25 protein-coding genes are annotated in these 21,303 nt (G+C 64.6%); 18 read left to right on the forward strand and 7 right to left on the reverse strand.

Features of this window, described 5'->3' with window-relative positions; translation table 11 throughout:
- The first annotated feature begins 38 nt into the window (after positions 1-38).
- Positions 39-503, forward strand: coding sequence for a CopD family protein (locus tag G559_RS0125940; RefSeq protein WP_028631020.1), 465 nt, complete (start codon positions 39-41; stop codon positions 501-503).
- A gap of 34 nt (positions 504-537) precedes the next feature.
- Here G559_RS0125940 and G559_RS0125945 read toward each other — a convergent pair whose 3' ends face one another.
- The 4 genes from G559_RS0125945 to G559_RS0125960 form a co-directional block, all read right to left on the reverse strand.
- A complete protein-coding gene (locus G559_RS0125945) occupies positions 538-1,299 on the reverse strand; it encodes a hypothetical protein (RefSeq protein ID WP_028631021.1) in 762 nt (253 codons plus the stop codon).
- Positions 1,292-1,570: a DUF1145 domain-containing protein gene (locus tag G559_RS0125950; protein ID WP_028631022.1), complete on the reverse strand. Its 279-nt coding sequence runs from the start codon at positions 1,568-1,570 to the stop codon at positions 1,292-1,294. Before G559_RS0125950 ends, G559_RS0125945 begins: the two co-directional genes overlap by 8 nt.
- Before the next feature lie 123 nt (positions 1,571-1,693).
- Entirely contained in the window at positions 1,694-2,419 is a 726-nt protein-coding gene (locus tag G559_RS0125955) for an OmpA family protein (RefSeq protein WP_028631023.1), read from the reverse strand.
- Positions 2,420-2,515: 96 nt separating this feature from the next.
- Positions 2,516-3,205, reverse strand: a complete 690-nt coding sequence (locus G559_RS0125960) for an OmpA family protein (protein WP_028631024.1) — start codon at positions 3,203-3,205, stop codon at positions 2,516-2,518.
- A gap of 130 nt (positions 3,206-3,335) precedes the next feature.
- Here G559_RS0125960 and G559_RS0125965 point away from each other — a divergent pair, with 130 nt between their 5' ends.
- Together G559_RS0125965 and G559_RS0125970 are read left to right on the forward strand one after the other, a co-directional pair.
- Positions 3,336-3,833 (forward strand): DUF6231 family protein, encoded by a 498-nt coding sequence (locus G559_RS0125965; protein WP_028631025.1) that lies wholly within the window; start codon positions 3,336-3,338, stop codon positions 3,831-3,833.
- Between the two features lie 3 nt (positions 3,834-3,836).
- Entirely contained in the window at positions 3,837-4,307 is a 471-nt protein-coding gene (locus tag G559_RS0125970; RefSeq protein ID WP_028631026.1) for a YchJ family protein, read from the forward strand.
- Between the two features lie 42 nt (positions 4,308-4,349).
- Here the strand turns inward: G559_RS0125970 and G559_RS0125975 are convergent, their stop codons facing one another.
- Positions 4,350-4,913 (reverse strand): hypothetical protein, encoded by a 564-nt coding sequence (locus tag G559_RS0125975; RefSeq protein ID WP_028631027.1) that lies wholly within the window; start codon positions 4,911-4,913, stop codon positions 4,350-4,352.
- A gap of 114 nt (positions 4,914-5,027) precedes the next feature.
- Here G559_RS0125975 and G559_RS0125980 point away from each other — a divergent pair, with 114 nt between their 5' ends.
- From G559_RS0125980 to nadE, 6 genes are all read left to right on the forward strand, one after another.
- Complete coding sequence (locus G559_RS0125980) at positions 5,028-5,528, forward strand: LEA type 2 family protein (protein WP_028631028.1); 501 nt, start codon at positions 5,028-5,030, stop codon at positions 5,526-5,528.
- Positions 5,529-5,535: 7 nt separating this feature from the next.
- Positions 5,536-5,736 (forward strand): SEC-C metal-binding domain-containing protein, encoded by a 201-nt coding sequence (locus G559_RS0125985; RefSeq protein WP_028631029.1) that lies wholly within the window; start codon positions 5,536-5,538, stop codon positions 5,734-5,736.
- Positions 5,737-5,816: 80 nt separating this feature from the next.
- Positions 5,817-6,467 carry a glutathione binding-like protein gene (locus G559_RS0125990; RefSeq protein WP_028631030.1) on the forward strand — a complete coding sequence of 217 codons (651 nt, stop codon included), beginning with the start codon at positions 5,817-5,819 and terminating at the stop codon, positions 6,465-6,467.
- Between the two features lie 82 nt (positions 6,468-6,549).
- On the forward strand, positions 6,550-9,090 hold the full coding sequence (locus tag G559_RS0125995; protein ID WP_028631031.1) for a penicillin acylase family protein: 2,541 nt from the start codon (positions 6,550-6,552) through the stop codon (positions 9,088-9,090).
- Between the two features lie 322 nt (positions 9,091-9,412).
- The gene (pncB, locus tag G559_RS0126000) at positions 9,413-10,618 is read left to right on the forward strand and encodes a nicotinate phosphoribosyltransferase (protein WP_028631032.1); all 1,206 of its coding nucleotides are present in this window, start codon (positions 9,413-9,415) and stop codon (positions 10,616-10,618) included.
- A gap of 11 nt (positions 10,619-10,629) precedes the next feature.
- The gene (nadE, locus tag G559_RS0126005) at positions 10,630-11,460 is read left to right on the forward strand and encodes an ammonia-dependent NAD(+) synthetase (protein ID WP_028631033.1); all 831 of its coding nucleotides are present in this window, start codon (positions 10,630-10,632) and stop codon (positions 11,458-11,460) included.
- A gap of 260 nt (positions 11,461-11,720) precedes the next feature.
- Here nadE and dcd read toward each other — a convergent pair whose 3' ends face one another.
- Positions 11,721-12,287, reverse strand: a complete 567-nt coding sequence (dcd, locus tag G559_RS0126010) for a dCTP deaminase (protein WP_028631034.1) — start codon at positions 12,285-12,287, stop codon at positions 11,721-11,723.
- A 91-nt stretch (positions 12,288-12,378) separates the two neighbouring features.
- Positions 12,379-13,473 carry an iron-sulfur cluster carrier protein ApbC gene (gene apbC / locus G559_RS0126015; protein ID WP_028631035.1) on the reverse strand — a complete coding sequence of 365 codons (1,095 nt, stop codon included), beginning with the start codon at positions 13,471-13,473 and terminating at the stop codon, positions 12,379-12,381.
- Between the two features lie 146 nt (positions 13,474-13,619).
- On the opposite strand from apbC, the gene metG reads away from it, so the two are divergent.
- The 9 genes from metG to G559_RS0126060 form a co-directional block, all read left to right on the forward strand.
- A complete protein-coding gene (gene metG, locus G559_RS0126020) occupies positions 13,620-15,653 on the forward strand; it encodes a methionine--tRNA ligase (RefSeq protein WP_028631036.1) in 2,034 nt (677 codons plus the stop codon).
- A gap of 241 nt (positions 15,654-15,894) precedes the next feature.
- Complete coding sequence (locus tag G559_RS0126025; protein WP_028631037.1) at positions 15,895-16,449, forward strand: Rnf-Nqr domain containing protein; 555 nt, start codon at positions 15,895-15,897, stop codon at positions 16,447-16,449.
- Positions 16,446-17,825, forward strand: a complete 1,380-nt coding sequence (gene rsxB / locus G559_RS0126030) for an electron transport complex subunit RsxB (RefSeq protein ID WP_028631038.1) — start codon at positions 16,446-16,448, stop codon at positions 17,823-17,825. Before G559_RS0126025 ends, rsxB begins: the two co-directional genes overlap by 4 nt.
- On the forward strand, positions 17,822-18,829 hold the full coding sequence (locus tag G559_RS0126035; protein WP_028631039.1) for an RnfABCDGE type electron transport complex subunit D: 1,008 nt from the start codon (positions 17,822-17,824) through the stop codon (positions 18,827-18,829). The genes rsxB and G559_RS0126035 overlap by 4 nt, the downstream gene beginning before the upstream one ends.
- The gene (locus tag G559_RS0126040; RefSeq protein ID WP_028631040.1) at positions 18,826-19,434 is read left to right on the forward strand and encodes an RnfABCDGE type electron transport complex subunit G; all 609 of its coding nucleotides are present in this window, start codon (positions 18,826-18,828) and stop codon (positions 19,432-19,434) included. Before G559_RS0126035 ends, G559_RS0126040 begins: the two co-directional genes overlap by 4 nt.
- A complete protein-coding gene (locus G559_RS0126045) occupies positions 19,431-20,000 on the forward strand; it encodes an Rnf-Nqr domain containing protein (RefSeq protein WP_028631041.1) in 570 nt (189 codons plus the stop codon). Before G559_RS0126040 ends, G559_RS0126045 begins: the two co-directional genes overlap by 4 nt.
- Positions 20,000-20,638, forward strand: a complete 639-nt coding sequence (gene nth, locus G559_RS0126050) for an endonuclease III (RefSeq protein ID WP_028631042.1) — start codon at positions 20,000-20,002, stop codon at positions 20,636-20,638. Before G559_RS0126045 ends, nth begins: the two co-directional genes overlap by 1 nt.
- A gap of 107 nt (positions 20,639-20,745) precedes the next feature.
- Entirely contained in the window at positions 20,746-20,925 is a 180-nt protein-coding gene (locus G559_RS0126055) for a PA3496 family putative envelope integrity protein (protein ID WP_028631043.1), read from the forward strand.
- A gap of 104 nt (positions 20,926-21,029) precedes the next feature.
- The coding region (locus tag G559_RS0126060; RefSeq protein WP_028631044.1) for a transposase at positions 21,030-21,303 on the forward strand (274 nt) is incomplete at its 3' end.

Here is a 21,303-nt window from a genome sequence, read left to right on the forward strand (position 1 = left end):
AGCGCGCCTTATTTTGCCCGCCGAATGGAGTTCACCGGATGACTGCCCACGCTGCCCTTTACGCCCTGCACCTGCTGGCCGCCCTTATCTGGGTCGGCGGCATGTTTTTCGCCTGGATGATCTTGCGGCCGGCCGCCGTCACCACCCTGGAACCCCCGGCCCGACTACGCCTGTGGCTGGACGTGTTCCGCCGTTTCTTCCAATGGGTATGGCCGGCGGTGCTGGTACTGCCCTTTACCGGGGTCGGTATGCTGCACCTGTCGTACGCCAGCATGGAAGCGGCGCCGCGCTACGTGCACATGATGATCGGCTTGTACGTGGCGATGCTGGCGCTGTTCCTGCGGGTCAGCGCCCTGCTGCTGCCGCAGCTGCGCACGGCGGTGAATGCCGAGAACTGGCCGGAGGGTGGTGCGGTGCTGGGTCGCATCCGCCGGGTGGTGGGGTTCAATCTGCTGATCGGGCTGGCACTGGTGACGATTGTCGCCATCCGCCCCAGTTTCTGAATTCAGGCGCACGTCCCTGTGCGCCATCTCTCGTTCAGAAACGTACGACCTTGAGGCTGCCGGTAGCGCCGGCAGCACCGGGGTGGCCGGGCTGCCCGGCGCGTCCACCCCTGGCGCCGTCAGCCTTGTAGAGCAGACAGCCCTTGCTGGCTCCGCCATGCCCACCCGCGCCCCCCTCGCCCGGCGCACCACCGGCACCGCCTTCCAGGCGGACGCGCACCTGCGCCACCGGGAAGGTTGCAGGCACTTCCAGGCGCACCTGGCCACCGGCGCCACCCGTTTCGCCATTCTCGCCGGGCTGGCCATCCCAGCCCCGCTCTGCCTGGCCCCACAGGCATCCAGCCGCGTCACCATCGGCACCATCCAGCCCCGGACGACCGGGCGCGCCGATGCCGCCACGCACGTCCAGAGTGATCTCGTCCACACGGACATCCACCAGGCGCAGATCGAGGTTACGGCCGGCGCTGGCCGGCCTGTTCATGCTGCCGGCCGCACCCGATGCCGTGATATGGCTACCGGTGCCGATCTCTCCTCGCTGCACTTCCAGGCGGAACGCCTGCGCGGATGGCGCGATGCCCAGACGCGCGTCGCGCCCCATGCGCAGTTCACCGATCTTCAGCTCGGTGACACCCGCCGGGATCAGCAGCGTAGCGTGGTCGGCAACCTCGACCTGATCGAGGCTGAGACTGCCTACTCTCTGCGGTAGCTTGAGGAAGTTGTGGGCATCCACTTTCACCTGACCCTGGGCCAAGGCCATCGGCGCGACAAGAACCGCCAGCAAGCAAAACTTACGCATGACCGGCCTCCTTGGCGGCGTGACGTGGAATGCTGAGCAGGTGAAAAACGCCGAACAGGAGCAGTTGCATGCGATCCAGCCAGGGACTGGCACGGCCGCGAAGCAGCGAATTGAACAGCATGATTTCGAACAGGTGCACCAGGATCAGCAACAACCCGGCACCGTTCAGCAGCATCTCGAATGGCCTGGCGAAAGGTGAGATCAGATTGGCGATCACCACCAGCCAGAACAACAGGGCAACCAGCTTGCCCAGCCCCATGATTAGACGCATGCCTTCCCCCTAGCATTGTTTTAGTTTTGCGGAACATACGCCGAAGGCCGGCGGCGCACCAGAGCGTCGCCGGGATAAGCGTGGGGCTGGGGCCGGCCCCTAGGTTTCGGGTGTAAGCGTCATTCAGCGATCAACATGGATTTCTACCCGGCGATTCTGCGCACGTCCGGCATCCGTTCCGTTGTCCGCCACGGGCCGGCTTTCGCCCATGCCCTCAGCCGTCAACTTGCCGGCCGGCACGCCCTCGCTCGCCAGGAAATCCGCCACACTCTGCGCCCGGCGTTCGGACAATCCCTGGTTGTAAGCGTCGGCCCCGGTGCTGTCGGTGTGGCCTACCACCTTGACGCTGACCAGATTGGCACCGGTCAGGCGGTTGGCAATAGCCACCAGCTGCTCCTTGGCCGTGGAGGTCAGCTCGGCGGAATCGAAGGCGAAGAGCACATTGCCCATGTCGCTGAGTACGATCACTTCATCCTGGGGTGGCGGAGCTTCGACAGGCGCTTGCGGGTAGGTCCGCTCCGGGCAGCCACGAGAGTCGACAGTCAAACCGGATGGTGTATTCGGGCAATTGTCACGGCGATCGAAAACGCCGTCGCCATCGGCATCGCCATCCTGGGCATAACAGATGAGTCCACCGGCAATCGCGCCGGCTGCGGCACCGCCGGCCGCCCACGCGGAACTCTCGATGGCACCCAGGCCACCGCCCACCAGACCACCGATCAGACTGCAGATTGGCCAATTCCCCTGATTCAACGCCGCACTGCCGTCACTGGACGTGGAGGCGCAACCAGACAGGAAACTGCTGACCAGAAGAAGGGAAATCGCAACCCGGGGAAGCTGCTTGCCCATGATGATTCTCCTGTGCCACCGGCCAAACCGGTAACACAGGAGTTAAGACCCGGAGACCACGGCGCACAAGGCGTACGCCGTGGATTTCCCTGGGGTTTAGCGGTCGATCTGGATTTCCACTCGACGGTTCATCGCACGACCGTCCTTAGTGGCGTTGTCGGCCAACGGCTGGCTTTCACCCGCACCACCCACACTGAGAATGTTGGAAGCCGGGATACCACTGCTCACCAGATAGTCGGCAACCGATTGAGCACGGCGCTCCGAGAGTTTCTGGTTGTAGGCATCGGAGCCAACGCTGTCGGTGTGACCAGTGATGGTCAGCTTGGCGTCGGGGGCTTCGTTCTTCAGGCGACTGGCAACGGTGTCCAGCTTGGCTTCGTCGGCCGGGTCAAGCTTGGCGGAGTCGAATGCGAACAGCAGGTCGCGGACAACAATGGTTTCATGCTCGACGACCTCTTCGACCACCGGCTCTTCTACCTTGAGCGGGCAGCCATCGGCGTCCACTTGGGTACCGGGCGGAGTGCCAGGGCACTTGTCGCGGCTATCAAGCACACCATCGCCATCTTCGTCGCCATCGCCATGAACCCAGCAATAGGCGGCTGCAGTACCCGCGCCGATCAGGGCGCCCCAGCCAGCATAGGTACTGCTTTCAATCGCACCCAGTCCCGCACCTACCACACCCCCTACTGCAGCGCACTTGGGCCAGTCGGTTTTCTGCAAGCCGGCGCAGCCGGTCAGCAAGCTGGTCACAAGAAGAAGGGGTAAAGCTGTCCGTGTAATGCTCATAAGCGAGTCTCCTCTTAGAATCGGCCCATACCGACAAATAGGGAGTAAAGACGCCAGCCCCGGAAACCGCCAGCACTAGGCCATGTCTTGCCTTCAGGCTAGTCTTGCCCCACTGGTTCGAGGATTTTCAATGACTGACAGCTTCTCTTCCCGCACGCCCCAGCAAGCCCTCGCGGCTCTGCTCGAACGTTATGCCCCGCGCAGCCTGCTTCTGGTAGGCAACAGCCCCCTCCCTGCACTGGAAGCCTTTGCTGCCGCCCACCCGGACAGCCAGGTGATGCAGGTCCCCGCCGGCCCGTTGCCGCCGGAGCAGGCGGGGTGTCGTTTCGACCTTGCGCTGCTGGCGGACTGCCTGGAACACCTGCCCAAACGCACCGGCCTGCAACTGCTGGGTGGCATTCGCAACCTGAATGCCAGCCGGGTAGCCGTGCTCGCGGACCTCAACGCCTGTGGCTGGCAGGACACCGACTTCTTCTCCCTGGCGCTGCAGGCCAGCGAACGCTTCCGCCGCGACCAGCAGACCCTGACCCTTTTCACCTACGACCTGCGCGAGTACAAGCAGGTCCCCGACTGGCTGAACGCCAAGTTCTGGGCCAACCCGGAAAACTTCGGCAAGTACTGGTGGTAAGCCATGAGCACTGCGATCTGTCCCTGTGGTAGCGGCAACCTCCTCGATGTCTGCTGCGGCCGCCATCACGCCGGCCACCCCGCCGCCAGCGCCGAGGCACTGATGCGTTCTCGCTACAGCGCCTATGTGTTGGGGCTGGTGGACTACCTGGTGGAAACTACACTGCCCGCCCAGCGCGCGGACCTGAACGTCGATGCAATTCGCGCCTGGAGCCTTTCCAGTACCTGGCTCGGCCTGGAGGTGGAAGGCCATGAGCTCCTTGGCGGCCAGCCCGAGCACGCCTTCGTCACCTTCACCGCGCGCTGGCATGACCAGTCGGGTGAACACAGCCACCGTGAAAAGTCCGCCTTCGTCCAAACGGATGGCCGCTGGTACTTCCTCGACCCGACCGTCGTGGTCAAGGCAGGGCGAAACGACCCCTGTCCCTGCGGCAGTGGCCAGAAATTCAAGAAGTGCTGTTCGAGTTACTTCTGAACCACCAACGAAGAGGCCCGCGAACTGCGGGCCTCTTGCACTCTATTTGCGCTCTTCCAGGCGCAGATGGGAGGTATCTGGCGGAGGGGCAGCCGGAGGCGACTTCTCCTGGCCCATATCGCTACCGACTGGCGCCAAGCTCAGGGCCGACAGGTCGAAACGCGGGGCCGTTGCCTGCGGCTTGGCGTCCTGCAGGTCCGCGCCGACCGGGGCGATACCAAAGTCCGGTGCATCCACTCCGACAAAGGCGGCCATGTACTCATCGCGCGGCGCCACCTTCAAACGGCCCGGCGCGGCGGACTGGACCCGGGAAACTGCCGGCGCGGACTGGACCTGGGGTTCGGGCGGCGGGGCCAGTTCGACTTCCTCGATTTCAGGCTCCATGAACACCACCTCGACCAGCGCGCCTGCGCGCTCCAGGGTCGAGCGGTATTTCTCTGCGGCGGCTTCATCCAGGTTGTTCTTCAGGACTACGCGCCGCCCGGAGAACAGCATGGCAATCCGCTGGGCATCCGCCTGGAACAATTTGGCGAGGTTGGCCTGCACCAGTTCCAGTCGAGCACCGGATACCAGCTTCCCGGAAAAGGCGATCTCGTAACGCCCCATTGGTCACACTCCTGTCCGAATTGCCCTGCAGTATGGCGCAGGTTTTTTTCGGCCCACAACAGGTTGCGGCCAAGCAGTTGCTTGTTACACTGGAGCGTCACTTGGAGTATTGCAATGTTTTCCCAGGCGCAAATGATAAGAATTCTCAGCCTATTGTTTTTCTTGGCCCTCCCTTTTTCGGGCCTCAGCGGATGTTCCACCTGGATCAGCGACAGCTTCCAGGACCCCGACGTGCGCCTGCTCAAGGTGGACGTGGTGCGTGCCAAGCTGCTGGAACAACAGTTCGTGCTGCGCTTTCGCATCGACAATCCCAACGATGTCAGCCTGCCAGTGCGCGGGCTCGTCTACACCGTTCACCTCAATGACGTGAAGCTCGCTTCAGGCGAATCCAGCACCTGGTTCACCGTGCCTGCCCATGGCAGCCAGACGTTCGATGTCCCGGTGCGCACCAACCTGTGGCGCCACATGAAGTACATCGTCAAGCTCCTGGAAAAACCCGACGAGCCCATCAAGTACCGCCTCCAGGGCGAAGTGAAGACCGGGTTGATGTTCGGCAAGAGCGTGCACCTCAGCCGCAATGGCGAGATAATCCCCGGCAGTTTCATCCCGGAGTAGAACTTTCATGAGTCAAGAACCCCACGTCCATGGTCCGAACTGCAACCACGACCATGACCATGACCACGATCATCAGCACCACGTCCATGGCCCGCATTGCAACCACGGCCACCAGGAGCCGGTGCGCAACCCGCTGAAAGAAGTGGGCCGCAACGATCCCTGCCCCTGCGGCAGTCAAAAGAAATTCAAGAAGTGCCACGGCGCCTGACGCCCGCGCACTTTCCCAGGCCCGCCTAGTGCGGGCCTGTTCGTTTCAGGACCGAGCAAATACCCCTTGGAGACTTCCAGATGATCGACCTGTACTACTGGACCACCCCCAACGGCCACAAGATCAGCCTGTTCCTCGAAGAAACCGGCCTGCCCTACCGCGTCCACCCGATCAACATCGGCAAGGACGAGCAGTTCCAGCCGCACTTCCTGAAAATCTCGCCGAACAATCGCATCCCCGCCATCGTCGACCACGAGCCGGCGGACGGTGGTGAGCCGCTGTCGCTGTTCGAGTCCGGCGCCATCCTGCTCTACCTGGCCGAGAAGACCGGCCGCTTCATCCCCGAGGACCTGCGCAGCCGCCAGGAATGCCTGCAGTGGCTGTTCTGGCAAATGGGCGGACTTGGCCCGATGGCCGGGCAGAACCACCACTTCAACCGCTTCGCTCCGGAGAAGCTGCCTTACGCCATCCAGCGCTACGTGAAAGAGACCGCGCGCCTCTACGGCGTACTCGACAAGCGCCTGGCAGACCGCAGCTATGTTGCCGGCAGCGAATACAGCATCGCCGACATGGCCATCTACCCCTGGATCGACCGCCACCCGTGGCAGGAGCAGAACCTGGACGAGTTCCCCAACCTCAAGCGCTGGTACCTGGACATCCAGGCCCGTCCGGCTACTGTTCGCGCCTACGCGCTGGTGGAACAGGTGAATCCGGCTGCCGTGAAAAAGTAGGCTGGACGGCGCTTGCACGGCGCGGGGCGGCTCACTAACGTAGCGCGTTTGATCAGATGCCCCTCTCAGGAGAGCCCGTTCCATGGCTTTGCCAGCCTTCAAGCGCTTCCTTCCCCGGTTCTGCGTTGCCGCCGCCGCTGGCGCCATGATCGGCCTCAGCGGCTGCCAATCCTGGCTGGACAATCGCTACTCCAGCAGCCTGCCGCCCACCTCCGGTTTCCAACCGGTCAAGGGCCTGGCTCAGAGCGTCTCGATCCGCCGCAACCCGCTGGGCATGCCGCTGATCGAAACCACCACCTTCCACGACGCCCTGTTCACCCTTGGCTACGTCCACGCCTCCGACCGCCTCAGCCAGATGGTCGGCCTGCGTCTGATGGCCGAGGGCCGCCTGGCCGAAATGGCCGGCCCCGGTGTGCTGGAAATCGACCGTTTCATGCGCGCGGTGAACCTGCGCAAGAGCGCCGACATCCTTTACAAGAACGCCTCGCCGCGCCTGAAGGAGTTCTTCGCAGTCTACGCCCGCGGTGTCAACGCCTACCTGTACCGCTACCGCGACAAACTGCCGATGGACCTGGCCGAGTCCGGCTACAAGCCGGCGTACTGGAAGCCGGAAGACTCGGTGCTGGTGTTCAGCCTGCTGAACTTCGGCCTGGCGGTGAACCTGCAGGAAGAAATCGCCTCCCTGGTCATGGCGCAGAAGGTCGGCGCCGACAAGCTGGCCTGGCTGACCCCAATCTACCCGGATGAGCCGCTGCCCTTCGAAGAAGCCGAGAAGCTCAAGGGCCTGCAGCTCGGTGGCCAGATTCCCGGCCTGACCGCGTTGAACGACGCCGCCGGCCAGATCGCTGCGCTGAACATGCTCGGCGTCGCGGCCTCCAATAACTGGGCCATCGCACCGCAGAAGAGTCGAACCGGCCGCAGCATCCTGGCCAACGACACCCACCTGCCGCTGTCCATGCCCTCGGTGTGGAACTTCGTGCAGATCCGCTCGCCGAAATTCCAGGCAGCGGGCGTTTCCATTGCCGGCGTGCCGGCCGTAGTCGCCGGCTACAACGGCAAACTGGCCTGGGGCATGACCATGGTCATGGGCGACAACCAGGACCTGTTCCTGGAAAAGATCAAGCGCGAGGGCAGCCGTCTCTATTACCAGGCCAACGGCAAATGGATACCTGCCAGCGAGCGCAGGGAAACCTTCTTCATCAAGGGCGAGCGCCCAGTGCGTGAGGTGATCTACGAAACCCGCCACGGCCCGCTGCTGAACTCCGTCCTGGGGCAGCGCAAGCACCCGTTGCAGCCACTGGAGATCAAGAGCGGCTACGGCATCGCCCTGCAGACCAGCCAGTTCGAGGCCGACCAGTCCCTGGACGCCTTCTTCGCCCTGTCGCGCGCACAATCGGTGGAAGCAGCCCATGAAGCGACCCGGAACATCCGCGCCGGGGCCCTGAATATCCTCTATGCCGACGCCCAGCACATCGCCTGGCAGGTCACCGGCCGCTATCCGAACCGCCGCGAAGGCCGCGGATTGCTGCCCTCCCCCGGCTGGGATGGCCGCTACGATTGGGACGGCTACGCCGACCCCATGCTCCACCCCTACGACCAGGACCCGGCCCAGGGCTGGCTCGGCACCGCCAACCACCGCACCGTACAGGGCGGCTACGGTGTGCAGCTGTCCAACTCCTGGTACTACCCGGAGCGCGCCGAGCGCATTGCCGAACTCGCCGGCAGTGGCAAGCACGACTGGCAGAGCATGATCGCCATGCAGTACGACCAGACCAGCCCCTTCCCGGCCAAGCTCAAGACCATGCTGCAGGAGCCGGGCATGGCCCAGCCGCTCAAGCAGGCCATCAACGCCCTGCCGGCCGCCGACCGCGCCAAGGCCCAGGAAGGACTCGACCGCCTGCTGGCCTTCGACGGCCGTCTCAGCCCCACGTCGGCCGACGCCGCCTACTACGGCGCCTTCCTCCACGAAAGCGCGCGGCAGATCTTCCTCGACGAACTCGGCCCGGAAACCAGCCCGGCCTGGCGCGCCCTGGTGCAGACCGCCGACCTCTCCTACTCGGCCCAGGCCGACCACCTGCTGGGCCGCGTCGACAGCCCGTTCTGGGACGACGTCAGCACCCCGCAGACGGAAGACAAACCGGCCATCCTCGCGCGCAGCCTGGCTGCCGCCGTCAGCTACGCCGAAAGCCGACTGGGCGCAGACCGCAAGGCCTGGCAATGGGGCAAGCTGCACACCTATGAATGGGTGACCGAGAGCACCCAACTGGCGCCGCACATGAGCGCCAGCCAGCGCACCGGCCTGAATGCCCTGAAGGGCTATCTGGATCGCGGCCCCTACCCGGCCGGCGGCGACCACAGCACCCTCAACGTCTCGGCCTACCACTGGGGGCAGGACTTCAACACCTGGCTCATCCCGGCCATGCGCATCATCGTCGACTTCGGCCAGCCCGAACCCATGCTCGGCATGAACAGCTCAGGCCAGTCCGGCAACCCGGCCAGCCCGCACTACGCCGACGGCATTGATGCCTGGCTCAAGGCGCGCTACATGAAGTTCCCCTTCCAGCCGCAGAACCTCGATGCCGTCTACGGCACCAAACGCCTGATGCTGACCCCGCAAAAATGATCGGGCGCTGGCGGAACTTCCCACCGCCCAGTCGCTCTGATCCAGTGGACTTACTCCATAGATCACATTTCAAGGCGCCCCCGGGCGCCTTTTCTTTTGCCTGCCGCCGGCAGGGAGCCGCTTTTCCTGTGGAGGCGAATTCGTTTGCCAAGGGATGCACCGCATCCCCCTTCGATGCCGCTGGCCGGAACTGCATTCCGGTTGGCGAATGAATTGGCCCCTACAAGGCTTGGCCGATTCCAGCCGTCTTGCACATCGCCGGGACCTTGCCGCATCCTGCGCCCTGCCCCTTTCCGGCTGCCCGGAGCTTCGAGACCCGACCATGGCTGACAGCGCCTTTTCCGGCCGCATCGTTCAGAACCTGCTGGACACCGACTTCTACAAGCTGACGATGATGCAGGCGGTGCTGCACAACTACCCCAACGCGGAAGTCGAGTGGGAGTTCCGTTGCCGCAACGATGAAGACCTGACGCCCCACCTGGCGGAAATTCGCTACCAGATCGAGCAGCTGGCGGACATCTCCATCACCCCGGACCAGTTGAACTTCCTCGAACGCATTCCCTTCATCAAGCCGGATTTCACCCGTTTCCTCAGCCTCTTTCGCTTCAACCTGCGCTACCTGCAACTGGGCATCGAGGACGGACAGCTCTGCGTGCGCCTGCGCGGCCCGTGGCTGCACGTGATCCTCTTCGAGATCCCGCTACTGGCGATCATCAGCGAGGTGCGCAACCGCTACCGTTATCGAGATGTCCGGCTGGTCCAGGCCCGCGAGCAGCTCTACCGCAAGCTCGACTGGCTCAAGGCCAACGCCACCGACGACGAACTGGAAGGCTTCCAACTGGCCGATTTCGGCACTCGCCGGCGCTTCTCCTACCGGGTCCAGGAGGAAGTGGTGCACATCCTCAAGCGTGACTTTCCCGGGCGTTTCGTCGGCACCAGCAACGTGCACCTGGCTCGCGAGTACGACCTCAAGCCCATCGGTACCATGGCCCACGAATGGTTGATGGCCCACCAGCAACTCGGCCCGCGCCTGATCGACAGCCAGATCGCCGCCCTCGACTGCTGGGTGCGCGAATACCGAGGCCTGCTTGGCATCGCCCTGACCGATTGCATCAACATGCAGGCCTTCCTCACCGACTTCGACCTGTACTTCGCCAAGCTTTTCGATGGCCTGCGCCACGACTCCGGCGATCCGTTGGAGTGGGCGGAAAAAGCGATTCGGCATTACGAGAAGCTCGGCATAGACCCGCTGACCAAGACCCTCGTATTCTCCGACGGCCTCGACCTGCCGAGAGCGCTGGCGCTCTACCGTGCCCTGCGCGGGCGGATTCACGTCAGCTTCGGCATCGGTACCAACCTGACCTGCGACATCCCCGGCGTCGAGCCCATGAACATCGTGATCAAGATGACCGGCTGCAACGGCCAGCCGGTGGCGAAGATTTCTGATGCGCAGGGCAAGACCCAATGCCGTGACGAGAACTTCGTCACCTACCTGAAACACGTTTTCCGCGTCACCGACGCCCAGTAAGGACTCCGCACATGAGCAGCAACCGCCAGCAAGAAATCGCCAAAGCCCTGGACGTTGTTCCGCCCTTCGCCAACGAAGCCGCCCTGGTGGCCGAAATCGAACGCCGCAAGGCCTTCATCAAGAACTGCCTGCGCACGTCCGGCCTCAAGGTCCTGGTGCTGGGCATCAGCGGCGGCGTCGACTCCACCACCGCTGGGCGCCTGGCCCAGCTAAGCGTCGAGGAACTGCGCGCCGAAACCGGCGATGCAGGCTACCGCTTCATCGCCGTGCGCCTGCCCTACAACGTCCAGCACGACGAGTCGGACGCCCAGGTAGCGATGAACTTCATCCGCGCCGATGAAGAAGAGACCGTCAACATCGCCGACAGCGTGATCGGCCTGGCCGAACAGGTCACGCACCTGAACCACCTCACCGATGCCCGCCGCGACTTCGTCACCGGCAACATCAAGGCGCGCATCCGCATGGTCGCCCAGTTCGCCATCGCTAACGCCAACAACGGCCTGGTGATCGGTACCGACCACGCCGCCGAGGCCGTGATGGGCTTCTTCACCAAGTTCGGCGACGGTGCCTGCGACCTCGCTCCGCTCTCCGGCCTGGTGAAGAACCAGGTGCGCAGCATCGCCGATTACCTCGGCGCGCCGGACTCCCTGGTACACAAGGTGCCCACCGCCGACCTGGAAGAACTGCGTCCTGGCAAGCCGGACGAAGAGGCCCATGGCGTGACTTACGAGGAAATCGACGCCTTCCTCCACGGCCAGGAAGTCAGCCCCGAGGCGTACGCCACCATCGTCCGCACCTACGACAACACCCAGCACAAGCGCATCCTGCCGCTGGTGCCCTGATGCGGCGAAGGGTGGCTCGCGCCTGATGCTCTTCGCTTACCTTTAGAAGGGGCAGGCCGAAGGCCTGCCCCGTCAGAGTGCGCGGTGATGGGCAGGGACACGTTGGGTTTCGTTCCTCTACGCAACCTACGAAACCGGGCCTGAGATCAGGCTCAGCTCGCGCATCTCCCCCTGAGTGGAAGTGCAGCCAGCGCAGTTGAACGTCTATCGCAGGCACTAAAAAGCCGGGCATTGCCCGGCTTCTTCGTTGCGGATCGGCCTCAAGCCTTGGGCAGGGTTACCCCGGTCTGGCCCTGGTACTTGCCGCCACGGTCCCTGTAGGACACTTCACAGGCTTCGTCCGACTGCAGGAAGAGCATCTGCGCCACGCCTTCGTGGGCATAGATCTTCGCCGGCAGGTTGGTGGTGTTGGAGAACTCCAGGGTCACGTGGCCTTCCCACTCGGGCTCCAGCGGGGTCACGTTGACGATGATGCCGCAACGGGCATAGGTGCTCTTGCCCAGGCAGATGGTCAGCACATCGCGGGGAATGCGGAAGTACTCGACCGTGCGCGCCAGGGCGAAGGAGTTCGGCGGGATGATGCAGACGTCGCTGTTGATGTCCACGAAGCTCTTCTCATCGAAGTTCTTCGGGTCCACCACGGCGGAATGGATGTTGGTGAACACCTTGAATTCCGCGGCGCAGCGCACGTCGTAGCCGTAGCTGGAAACGCCGTAGGAAATCACCCGGCTATCGTCCGCGCCGCGCACCTGGCGCTCGACGAACGGCTCGATCATGCCGTGCTCCAGCGCCATGCGGCGAATCCACTTATCCGATTTGATGGTCATGGCGGGCGTCCTGTCAGGGGCTGAAAAATTGACCGCGAATCTTACAGTCCGGCGCTGGCCTGGGCAAAGGCCCCGCCGGATGGCCGGAACGTCAGTCGTCGCTGATCGTAATGTTCGGCATGGCGGTGGCCGCCTGGTCGGACAGCGCGATGCGCGCCCCGACGCAGCGGGCCATCTGCTGGTAGATCATGGCGATCTGGCTTTCCGGGTCGGCGATGGTGGTGGGCTTGCCGCCATCGGACTGCATGCGGATGGCGATGGACAGCGGCAGTGACGCCAGCAGTTCCACGCCGTACTGCGCGGCCAGTTTCTCGCCGCCGCCCTCGCCGAACAGGTGCTCGGCGTGACCGCAGTTGGAGCAGATGTGCACGGCCATGTTCTCCACCACGCCCAGTACCGGGATGTTCACCTTGCGGAACATCTCCACGCCCTTCTTGGCGTCCAGCAGGGCCAGGTCCTGCGGGGTGGTGACGATCACGCTGCCGGCCACCGGCACCTTCTGCGCCAGGGTCAACTGGATGTCGCCAGTGCCCGGCGGCATATCCACCACCAGGTAGTCGAGGTCTTCCCAGGCGGTCTGGGTGATCAGCTGGATCAGTGCGCCGGAAACCATCGGGCCGCGCCACACCACCGGGGTGCTGTCGTCGGTGAGGAACGCCATGGACATCACCTGCACGCCATGGGCCTCAATGGGCACGAAGAACTTCTGGTCACGCACCTTCGGCCGGGTGCCTTCGGGGATGCCGAACATGATGCCCTGGCTGGGGCCGTAGATATCGGCATCGAGGATGCCCACCCGCGCGCCTTCGCGGGCCAGCGCCAGGGCCAGGTTGGCGGCGGTGGTGGACTTGCCCACGCCGCCCTTGCCGGAGGCCACGGCGATGATGTTCTTCACGTTGGCCAGGGCCGGCACCTGCTCCTGCGCCTTGTGCGCCTCGATCACGCAATCCACCTGCACGTCCGCGCTGTCCACGCCGTCCAGGTTCTCCAGGGCCATCTTCAGCATCTGCGCCCAGCCGGACTTGAACAGCCCGGCGGCGTAACCCAGCTCCAGGCGCACACGGACCTTGCCGCCCTGGATATCGATTTCGCGCAGGCAACCGGCGCTGACCGGGTCCTGGTCGAGGTGGGGATCGGTGAACTGGCGCAGGGTCGCTTCGACTTGGGCGCGGGAAACGGTGCTCATGGCAGGACTCCAAATAAAGACCGAGCAAATCAGGCGGCTATCCTACCCGACCACCCGCCCGCTTGGTCCTCCAGGCGTGAAAAAATCGCGCCGGGCCTATATAGTTGCCGACTTCCCTTTTGTTTCGTATCCGGTAGCCGAGCACCATGACCGAGCCCCGCAAAATCCTTGTGACAAGCGCCCTCCCCTATGCCAACGGGTCCATCCACCTCGGGCATATGGTCGAGTACATCCAGACCGACATCTGGGTGCGCTTCCAGAAGATGCGTGGCAACCAGGCAGTTTACGTCTGCGCCGACGACGCCCACGGCTCCGCCATCATGCTGCGCGCCGAGAAGGAGGGCATCACCTCCGAGCAGTTGATCGACAACGTCCGCGCCGAGCACACCACCGACTTCGCCGACTTCCTGGTGGACTTCGACAACTACCACTCCACCCATTCCGAAGAAAACCGCGCGCTCTCCAGCAGCATCTACACCAAGCTGCGCGACGCCGGCCACATCGGCACCCGCCCGGTGACCCAGTACTACGACCCGGAAAAGCAGATGTTCCTGGCCGACCGCTTCATCAAGGGCAGCTGCCCGAAGTGCGGCACCGAAGACCAGTACGGCGACAACTGCGAATCCTGCGGCGCCACCTACTCCCCCACCGAGCTGAAGAACCCGAAGTCCGCCATCTCCGGCGCCACCCCGGTGCTCAAGGAATCCCTGCACTACTTCTTCAAGCTGCCGAACTTCGACGCCATGCTGAAGGAATGGACCCGCAGCGGCGCCCTGCAGGAGTCGGTGGCCAACAAGATCGCCGAGTGGCTGGACGCCGGCCTGCAGGAATGGGACATCAGCCGTGACGCGCCCTACTTCGGCTTCGAGATCCCCGACGCCCCCGGCAAGTACTTCTACGTCTGGCTGGACGCCCCCATCGGCTACATGGCCAGCTTCCAGAACCTCTGTGCGCGCCGTCCCGAGCTGGACTTCGACGCCTTCTGGAACAAGGACTCCAACGCCGAGCTGTACCATTTCATCGGCAAGGACATCGTCAATTTCCACGCCCTGTTCTGGCCCGCCATGCTCGAAGGCGCCGGCTACCGCAAGCCGACCGCGCTGAACGTACACGGCTACCTGACCGTGAACGGGCAGAAGATGTCCAAGTCCCGCGGCACCTTCATCAAGGCGCGCACCTACCTGGACCACCTGCAGCCGGAGTACCTGCGCTACTACTACGCGTCCAAGCTGAGCCGCAGCGTCGACGACCTCGACCTGAACCTCGACGACTTCGTGCAGAAGGTGAACTCCGACCTGGTGGGCAAGGTAGTCAACATCGCCAGCCGCTGCGCCGGGTTCATCCACAAGGGCAACGCCGGCAAGCTGGTGGCTGAAAACGCCGCACCGGAACTGTTCGCCGACTTCAAGGCCGCCGTGCCGAGCATCGCCGAAGCCTATGAGAACCGTGACTTCGCCCGCGCCATGCGCGAGATCATGGCGCTCGCCGACCGTGCCAACGCCTGGATCGCCGACAAGGCGCCCTGGGCCCTGGCCAAGCAGGAAGGCAAGCAGGCCGAGGTGCAGGCCGTCTGCGCAGCGGGTGTCAACCTGTTCCGCCAGCTGGTGACTTTCCTCAAGCCGGTACTGCCGCAACTGGCCGCCGCCGCTGAGCAGTTCCTCAATGTCGCCCCGCTGACCTGGGACGACCACGAGACACTGCTCGCCGACCATCAGTTGAATGCCTTCAACCCCCTGATGACCCGCATCGAGCCGGCGAAGATCGAAGCCATGGTCGCCGCCTCCAAGGAAGACCTGGCTGCCGCCTCAGCCCCTAAAGGCAATGGCGAGTTGGAGAAAGACCCCCTGGCGGCGGAAATCGCCTTCGACACCTTCGCCGCCGTCGACCTGCGCATCGCGCTGATCGAGAAGGCCGAGTTCGTCGAGGGCGCCGACAAGCTGCTGCGCCTGAGCCTGGATATCGGTGATGCCAAGCGCAACGTCTTCTCCGGCATCAAGAGCGCCTACCCGGACCCGAGCAAGCTGGAAGGCCGCCTCACCCTGTACGTCGCCAACCTGGCGGCGCGCAAGATGAAGTTCGGCATCTCCGAAGGCATGGTCCTGGCTGCCGGCCCCGGCGGCGAGGAAATCTACCTGCTCAGCCCCGACAGCGGCGCCAAGCCGGGTCAGCGCGTCAAGTAACACCACTCGCTCCAGCAAAAATGCCCGCTCCTGCGGGCATTTTTGTTCAGGAGCACCGGATACGTAGGCTGTGGTGGAGCGAAGCGAGACCGATCGCTGGCTTAAGCCCGCCAACCGAATCCGCATGGACCTGAGCTAGCCTTGTATCAGGACACTGGCCACCGCGGCCGCGCCCCTGTACCGCTGCGGCAGCATTCCGGATAATACGCGGCCCTTTTTCAGCCCGGCGACGCCACGCCTTATGACCGACTTCATCTTTGCCCTGCTCGGTGCAGCGCTGGTCAACAACCTCATTCTCGGCCTGCCCCTGGGTGCCGACAGTCTGCGCCAGCCGCGCAGCCGGGCACTGGCCCTGGCGGGTGGTGCACTGATCGCCCTCGCCACGCCGCTTGCCTGGCTGCTCGACCAGCTCATGCTGGCGCCATTGGGTCTCGATTCGTTGCGACTGTTCCTCTTCCTGCCATTGCTGGCACCGCTCGCCTGGCTTTGCCTGCGCCTGCTCGCACGCCTGCGCCCAGCGCTCACTCAGGACGGCCTCTGGCCGCTGCTGCTGGCCAACGGTGCGGCGCTGGGTGCCATGCTGATCGGCAGCGCTGGCAGCTTCAGCGCAGCCCTCGGCCTTGGCCTTGGCGGTGGCCTGGGCTTCTGGCTGGTATTGACCCTGTTCGACGACCTGCTCGGGCAAGTGGACGAGTCCAGGGTGCCCGCCGCCTTTCGCGGCACGCCCATGCTGCTGGTCTGCGCCGGCCTGATGGGCCTGGCCTTCCTCGGTTTCAACGGCATGGGGGCGCAATGAACCAGGCCAGCCTGATCCAGCGCATCGACGCCCTGCTGCCACAGACCCAATGCGGCAAGTGCGGCCACCCCGGCTGCAAGCCCTACGCCGAAGGCATCGCCCAGGGCGAAGCGATCAACAAGTGCCCGCCCGGCGGCACCGCGACCATCATCGCGCTGGCCGACCTGCTCAGCGTTCAGCCGCTGCCCCTGGAAGCCCCCAATGGCCCGGTTCCGCCGCAGATCGCCTTCATCCGAGAGGCCGAATGCATCGGCTGCACCAAATGCATCCAGGCCTGCCCGGTGGATGCCATCGTCGGCGCCGCCAAGCAGATGCACACCGTCATCACTGATGAGTGCACCGGCTGCGAGCTTTGCGTCGTGCCCTGCCCGGTCGACTGCATCGACATCCTGCCACTGGCTGAACCGGCCGCCAGCGCCCAGCGCCATCGCGCCGACCAGTTCCGTCAGCGCTTCGAATTCCGCAATACCCGTCTGGCCCGGGAAGAAGCACGCCGCCAGGCCGAACGCGAAGCCCGTGCGGCCCGCGCAGCACAGGCCCAGCAAAGCAGCGCTGCGGCTCCAACGGACGCGGTGCAGGCCGCCATCGAACGGGTGAAGGCGCAGAAAGCCGCTACCCCGAGCCTGAGCGACCAGCAGAAGCGCCTGAAGATCGAAGCGGCCATGGCCCAGGTGGCGCTGAAGAAGGCCGAGGCCCAGTACGAGGTCTATGGCACCTCCGACTTGCTGGCCCAGGTCACCGAGTTGCGCGCCGCCAATGACCAGGCCCAGGCTGCCCTCAAAGCCGCCATGGAAGCACCGACCCCACAGGTGGACGAAGCGGCCCTCAAGCAAGCGAAGATCGCCGCGGCGATGAGTCGGGCCCAACTGAGCAAGGCCGAAAAAGCCTTCGGTGAATCCCCCACAGCGGAACAACAAGCCCAACTGGCCGAACTGCGCGATGCCGTGGACCAAGCCCAGCAGCACCTGGATGGCCTCCAGGGTACCCCTACCGCGCCTGCCGCCAGTGAAGGAGAGGCACGACTCAAGCAGGCCAAGATCGCCCTCGCCAGCCGTCGCGCCGAGCTGAAAAGCGCCGAGCTGAGCGGTGCCGATGAGGCCCAACTGGCGACGTTGCACCAAGCCCTGGTCGACGCCGAAGCGGCCCTGCATGCCGCCGAAGACGCCTCGGGCAAGCAGCCACCCAACCTGCAGCGCATCGACAAGCGCCCGGTGGACCCGGCCGTGCGTGCCATGAAGACCGAACTGGCCTTTGCCCGCGCCGACGTCAGCAAGCTGGAGCGCCAGGCCGAAGCCGATCCGGCGGCACTGGCCCAGGCCCGCGAGCGTCTGGCCAAGGCTGAACGGGCCCTCGCCGAACAGTCGCCGTCGCCATGACCACGCGCCCGGCCTTCGACCCACGCCCCAGCATGCAGCTGGTGCTGGTCGCCTGCCTGCCGGGCCTGCTCGCACTGTTCTGGCAATACGGCTGGGGCAGTGTGCTGCAACTGCTGGTGGCTGTTTCGGTCGCCCTGCTGTGCGAGGCCCTGGTGCGCCGCCAGCCGGGGCAGGCCGTCACCGCCGAAGCCTCCCTGTTCAACCTGCCGCTGCTGGGTGAAGGCAGCGCACTGGTCAGCGCTACCCTGCTGGCCCTGGCCCTGCCGCCCTACTCGCCCTGGTGGCTGACCGCCAGCGCCTGCGCCTTCGCCCTGCTGTTCGGCAAGGCGCTGTTCGGCGGCTTCGGGCAGAACCCTTTCAACCCGGCCATGCTCGGCTACGCGCTGGTATTGGTGGCCTTCCCCGCCCACCTCAACCAGTGGCCCACACCCGGTCAGCACCCTGGCCTGAGTGAGTCCCTGCTACAGGTACTGGGCCTTGGCGGCGGACTGGTGGATGGCTGGAGCCAGGCCACCGCCCTGGACAGCCTCAAGCACAACGATCGCCTGACCATCGACGAACTCTTCGCCAGCCACTCCGCCTTCGGCGGCTTTGGCGGGCGTGGCGCGGAATGGGTCAACCTGGCGTTCCTGCTGGGTGGCCTGTTCCTGCTGCAACGCAAGGTCATCCGCTGGCACGCACCCGTCGGTTTGCTGGCGGGGCTCTTCATCGCCAGCCTGCTGTGCTGGAACGGCTCCGGCTCGGACTCCAACGGCTCGCCGCTGTTCCACCTGCTCAGCGGCGCCACCATGCTCGGCGCCTTCTTCATCGCCACCGAGCCGGTCTCCGGCGCCGCCAGCGACCGCGGCCGCCTGCTGTTCGGCGTCGGCGCCGGCCTGCTGGTCTACGTGATCCGCACCTGGAGCGGCTACGCAGACGGCATGACCTTCGCCATCCTGCTAATGAACCTGCTGGTCCCCACCCTCGACCGCTACGCTCCGCGCAGCCAGGAAGCGCAGCCGTGAACGGCCGCAGCCTGGCGCTCCTCCTCCTGCTGGCCGTGACTGGCCTGATCGTATTGATCGCTACCGACCGGCTGCTGGCCGGCCGCATCGACGCCGAGCGCCAGACTGCCGACGAGCGCGCCCTGCTCGATCTGCTGCCCCCCGGCAGCTATGACAACCATCCCCTTGCCCACCCCATCGCCCTGCCCGCCAGCGAGCTGCTGGGCATTCCGGCACCCACGCAAGCCTGGCTGGCCACACGCGAAGGGACCCCGGTCGCGGTGTTACTGCCGGCCACCGCCAAGGGCTACAAAGGTCCGATCCGCCTTTTGCTCGCCATCCGCCCGGACGGCCGACTGCTGGCCACCAAGGTACTCGGCCACCGCGAAACGCCGGGCATTGGTGACCGCATCGAGCCATCCCGCAGTGCCTGGTTGCAGGTATTCACCGACGCCTCGCTCGCCAACCATCCGGAAGCGGAATGGCGAGTGAAGGCCGACAAGGGTCAGTTCGACCAGATCGCCGGCGCCACCATCACTTCCCGCGCGGTGGTCAGCGCCACCCAGCACGCCTTGCAGTTCTTCGACGGCCATCGTCCGTTGCTGCTTGGAGGCACGTCGCCATGAAAGCCAGCCACATTGGCCTGATGGGCGTGGCCCTGCTGGTAGGAGCCACCGACCTGCTGATCAAGGGCGTTGGCCTGGCACTCGCCAACCTGCCCATGTTGCTGCTCTTCGGCCTGGCGCTACCGACGTTGCGGCGGCAACTGGGCGGTGCCGCTTACTGGCTCGGCGCCCTCCTGCTGGCCGCACTGCTGGCCAGCCTGGCCAACCTGTTGCTGCAAGCCGGCGCCTTTGAACTGCACCGCGCCCTCGGCCCTTACGTCTACCTGTTGGTACTGCCCTGCCTGCAGCTCGCGGCAAAAGAATCCACAGACGCCCTCGACGGCCTGCGCACGGGGCTGGCGTTCAGCCTGCTCGCCCTGCTTATGGGCACGCTGCGGGAAGTCCTGGGCCACGCCAGCCTGTTCGCCCACTTCGACTGGCTGCTGGGCCCCACCGCCCTGGGCTGGCGCCTGCAGTTCGGCGCCGATGGCATTCCCCTGTTCGCCCTCGCGCCCGGAGCCTTTATCCTGCTCGGTACGCTACTGGCACTGTCGCGCCGCCTGACCAACCGGACCGCTGATTCCTGATGAACGCCGCAAAACGCTACGAAATCTTCCGCCGCCTTCACGACGACGACCCCAACCCCACCACCGAGTTGGCCTACAGCACGCCCTTCGAGCTGCTGATCGCGGTCATCCTCTCCGCCCAGGCCACCGATGTCGGGGTGAACAAGGCCACAGCCAAGCTCTACCCGGTGGCCAACACGCCGGAAGCCATCCATGCCCTGGGCGTCGAAGGCCTGTCCGAGTACATCAAGACCATCGGCCTGTACAACAGCAAGGCGAAGAACGTCATCGAAACCTGCCGCATCCTCATCGAGAAGCACGGCAGCGTCGTCCCGGACAACCGCGAAGACCTCGAAGCCCTGCCCGGCGTCGGCCGCAAGACAGCCAACGTGGTGCTCAACACGGCCTTCCGCCAGCCGACCATGGCGGTGGACACGCACATCTTCCGGGTCAGCAACCGCACCGGCATCGCCCCCGGCAAGAACGTGCTGGAGGTGGAGAAGAAGCTGGTGAAATTCGTTCCAAAAGAATTCCTGCTGGACGCCCACCACTGGCTGATCCTGCACGGGCGCTATGTGTGCGTGGCCCGCAAACCCCGCTGTGGCGCGTGCCGCATCGAAGATCTGTGCGAGTACAAGGCGAAGACCTCTGACGATTGAAAACCTATTGATTCACTCAAGTATCCGATTGAAAAAATCTTTTTTACCGGCCTCTGCTTTGCGTTTATAAGGTGCGCCAATAGCGCCCCGCTTTGTGGAGTGACCTTATGAGCACAGCCAAAGACGATATCGAGCTCGAAGAAGAATTCGTTTCCGAGGATGCCGAAGACTCGGAAGCCCCGGCAGAAACCGCGAAAACCAACCTCACCAAGCGCCGCATCATCGACAACTACCTCGAAGAACGACGTTTGCAGAAGCAACTTTCCGATTACGACTTCGACCTGTAATCGGCTACTTCCAAAGCCCCGCCGACCAGACTGTGTGAAAACCTAGCCGTCTGAGTCGAAGCTGAAGACAATGCCCGTATCGATCGATACGGGCATTGTCGTTTATGGGCTACATCCAGGGAGAGGCGCGCGGTCAGGACAGCCTGTTTCCGCCGTCGTTGGACGAGCTGGTTCCCGAAGACCACCTGGTGCGGGTGATCGAGGTCTACGTGGCGCGGCTGGATCTGCAGGCGCTGGGTTTCAGCAAGGCGCAGCCGGGTCGAACCGGGCGTCCGCCCTACGACCCGGCGGACCTGCTCAAGCTCTACCTGTACGGCTACTTCCAGCGCATCCGCTCTTCCCGTCGCCTGGAGGCCGAGTGCCGGCGCAATGTCGAGG

The sequence above is a fragment of the Metapseudomonas resinovorans DSM 21078 genome, from assembly GCF_000423545.1.
Classification (GTDB): domain Bacteria; phylum Pseudomonadota; class Gammaproteobacteria; order Pseudomonadales; family Pseudomonadaceae; genus Metapseudomonas; species Metapseudomonas resinovorans.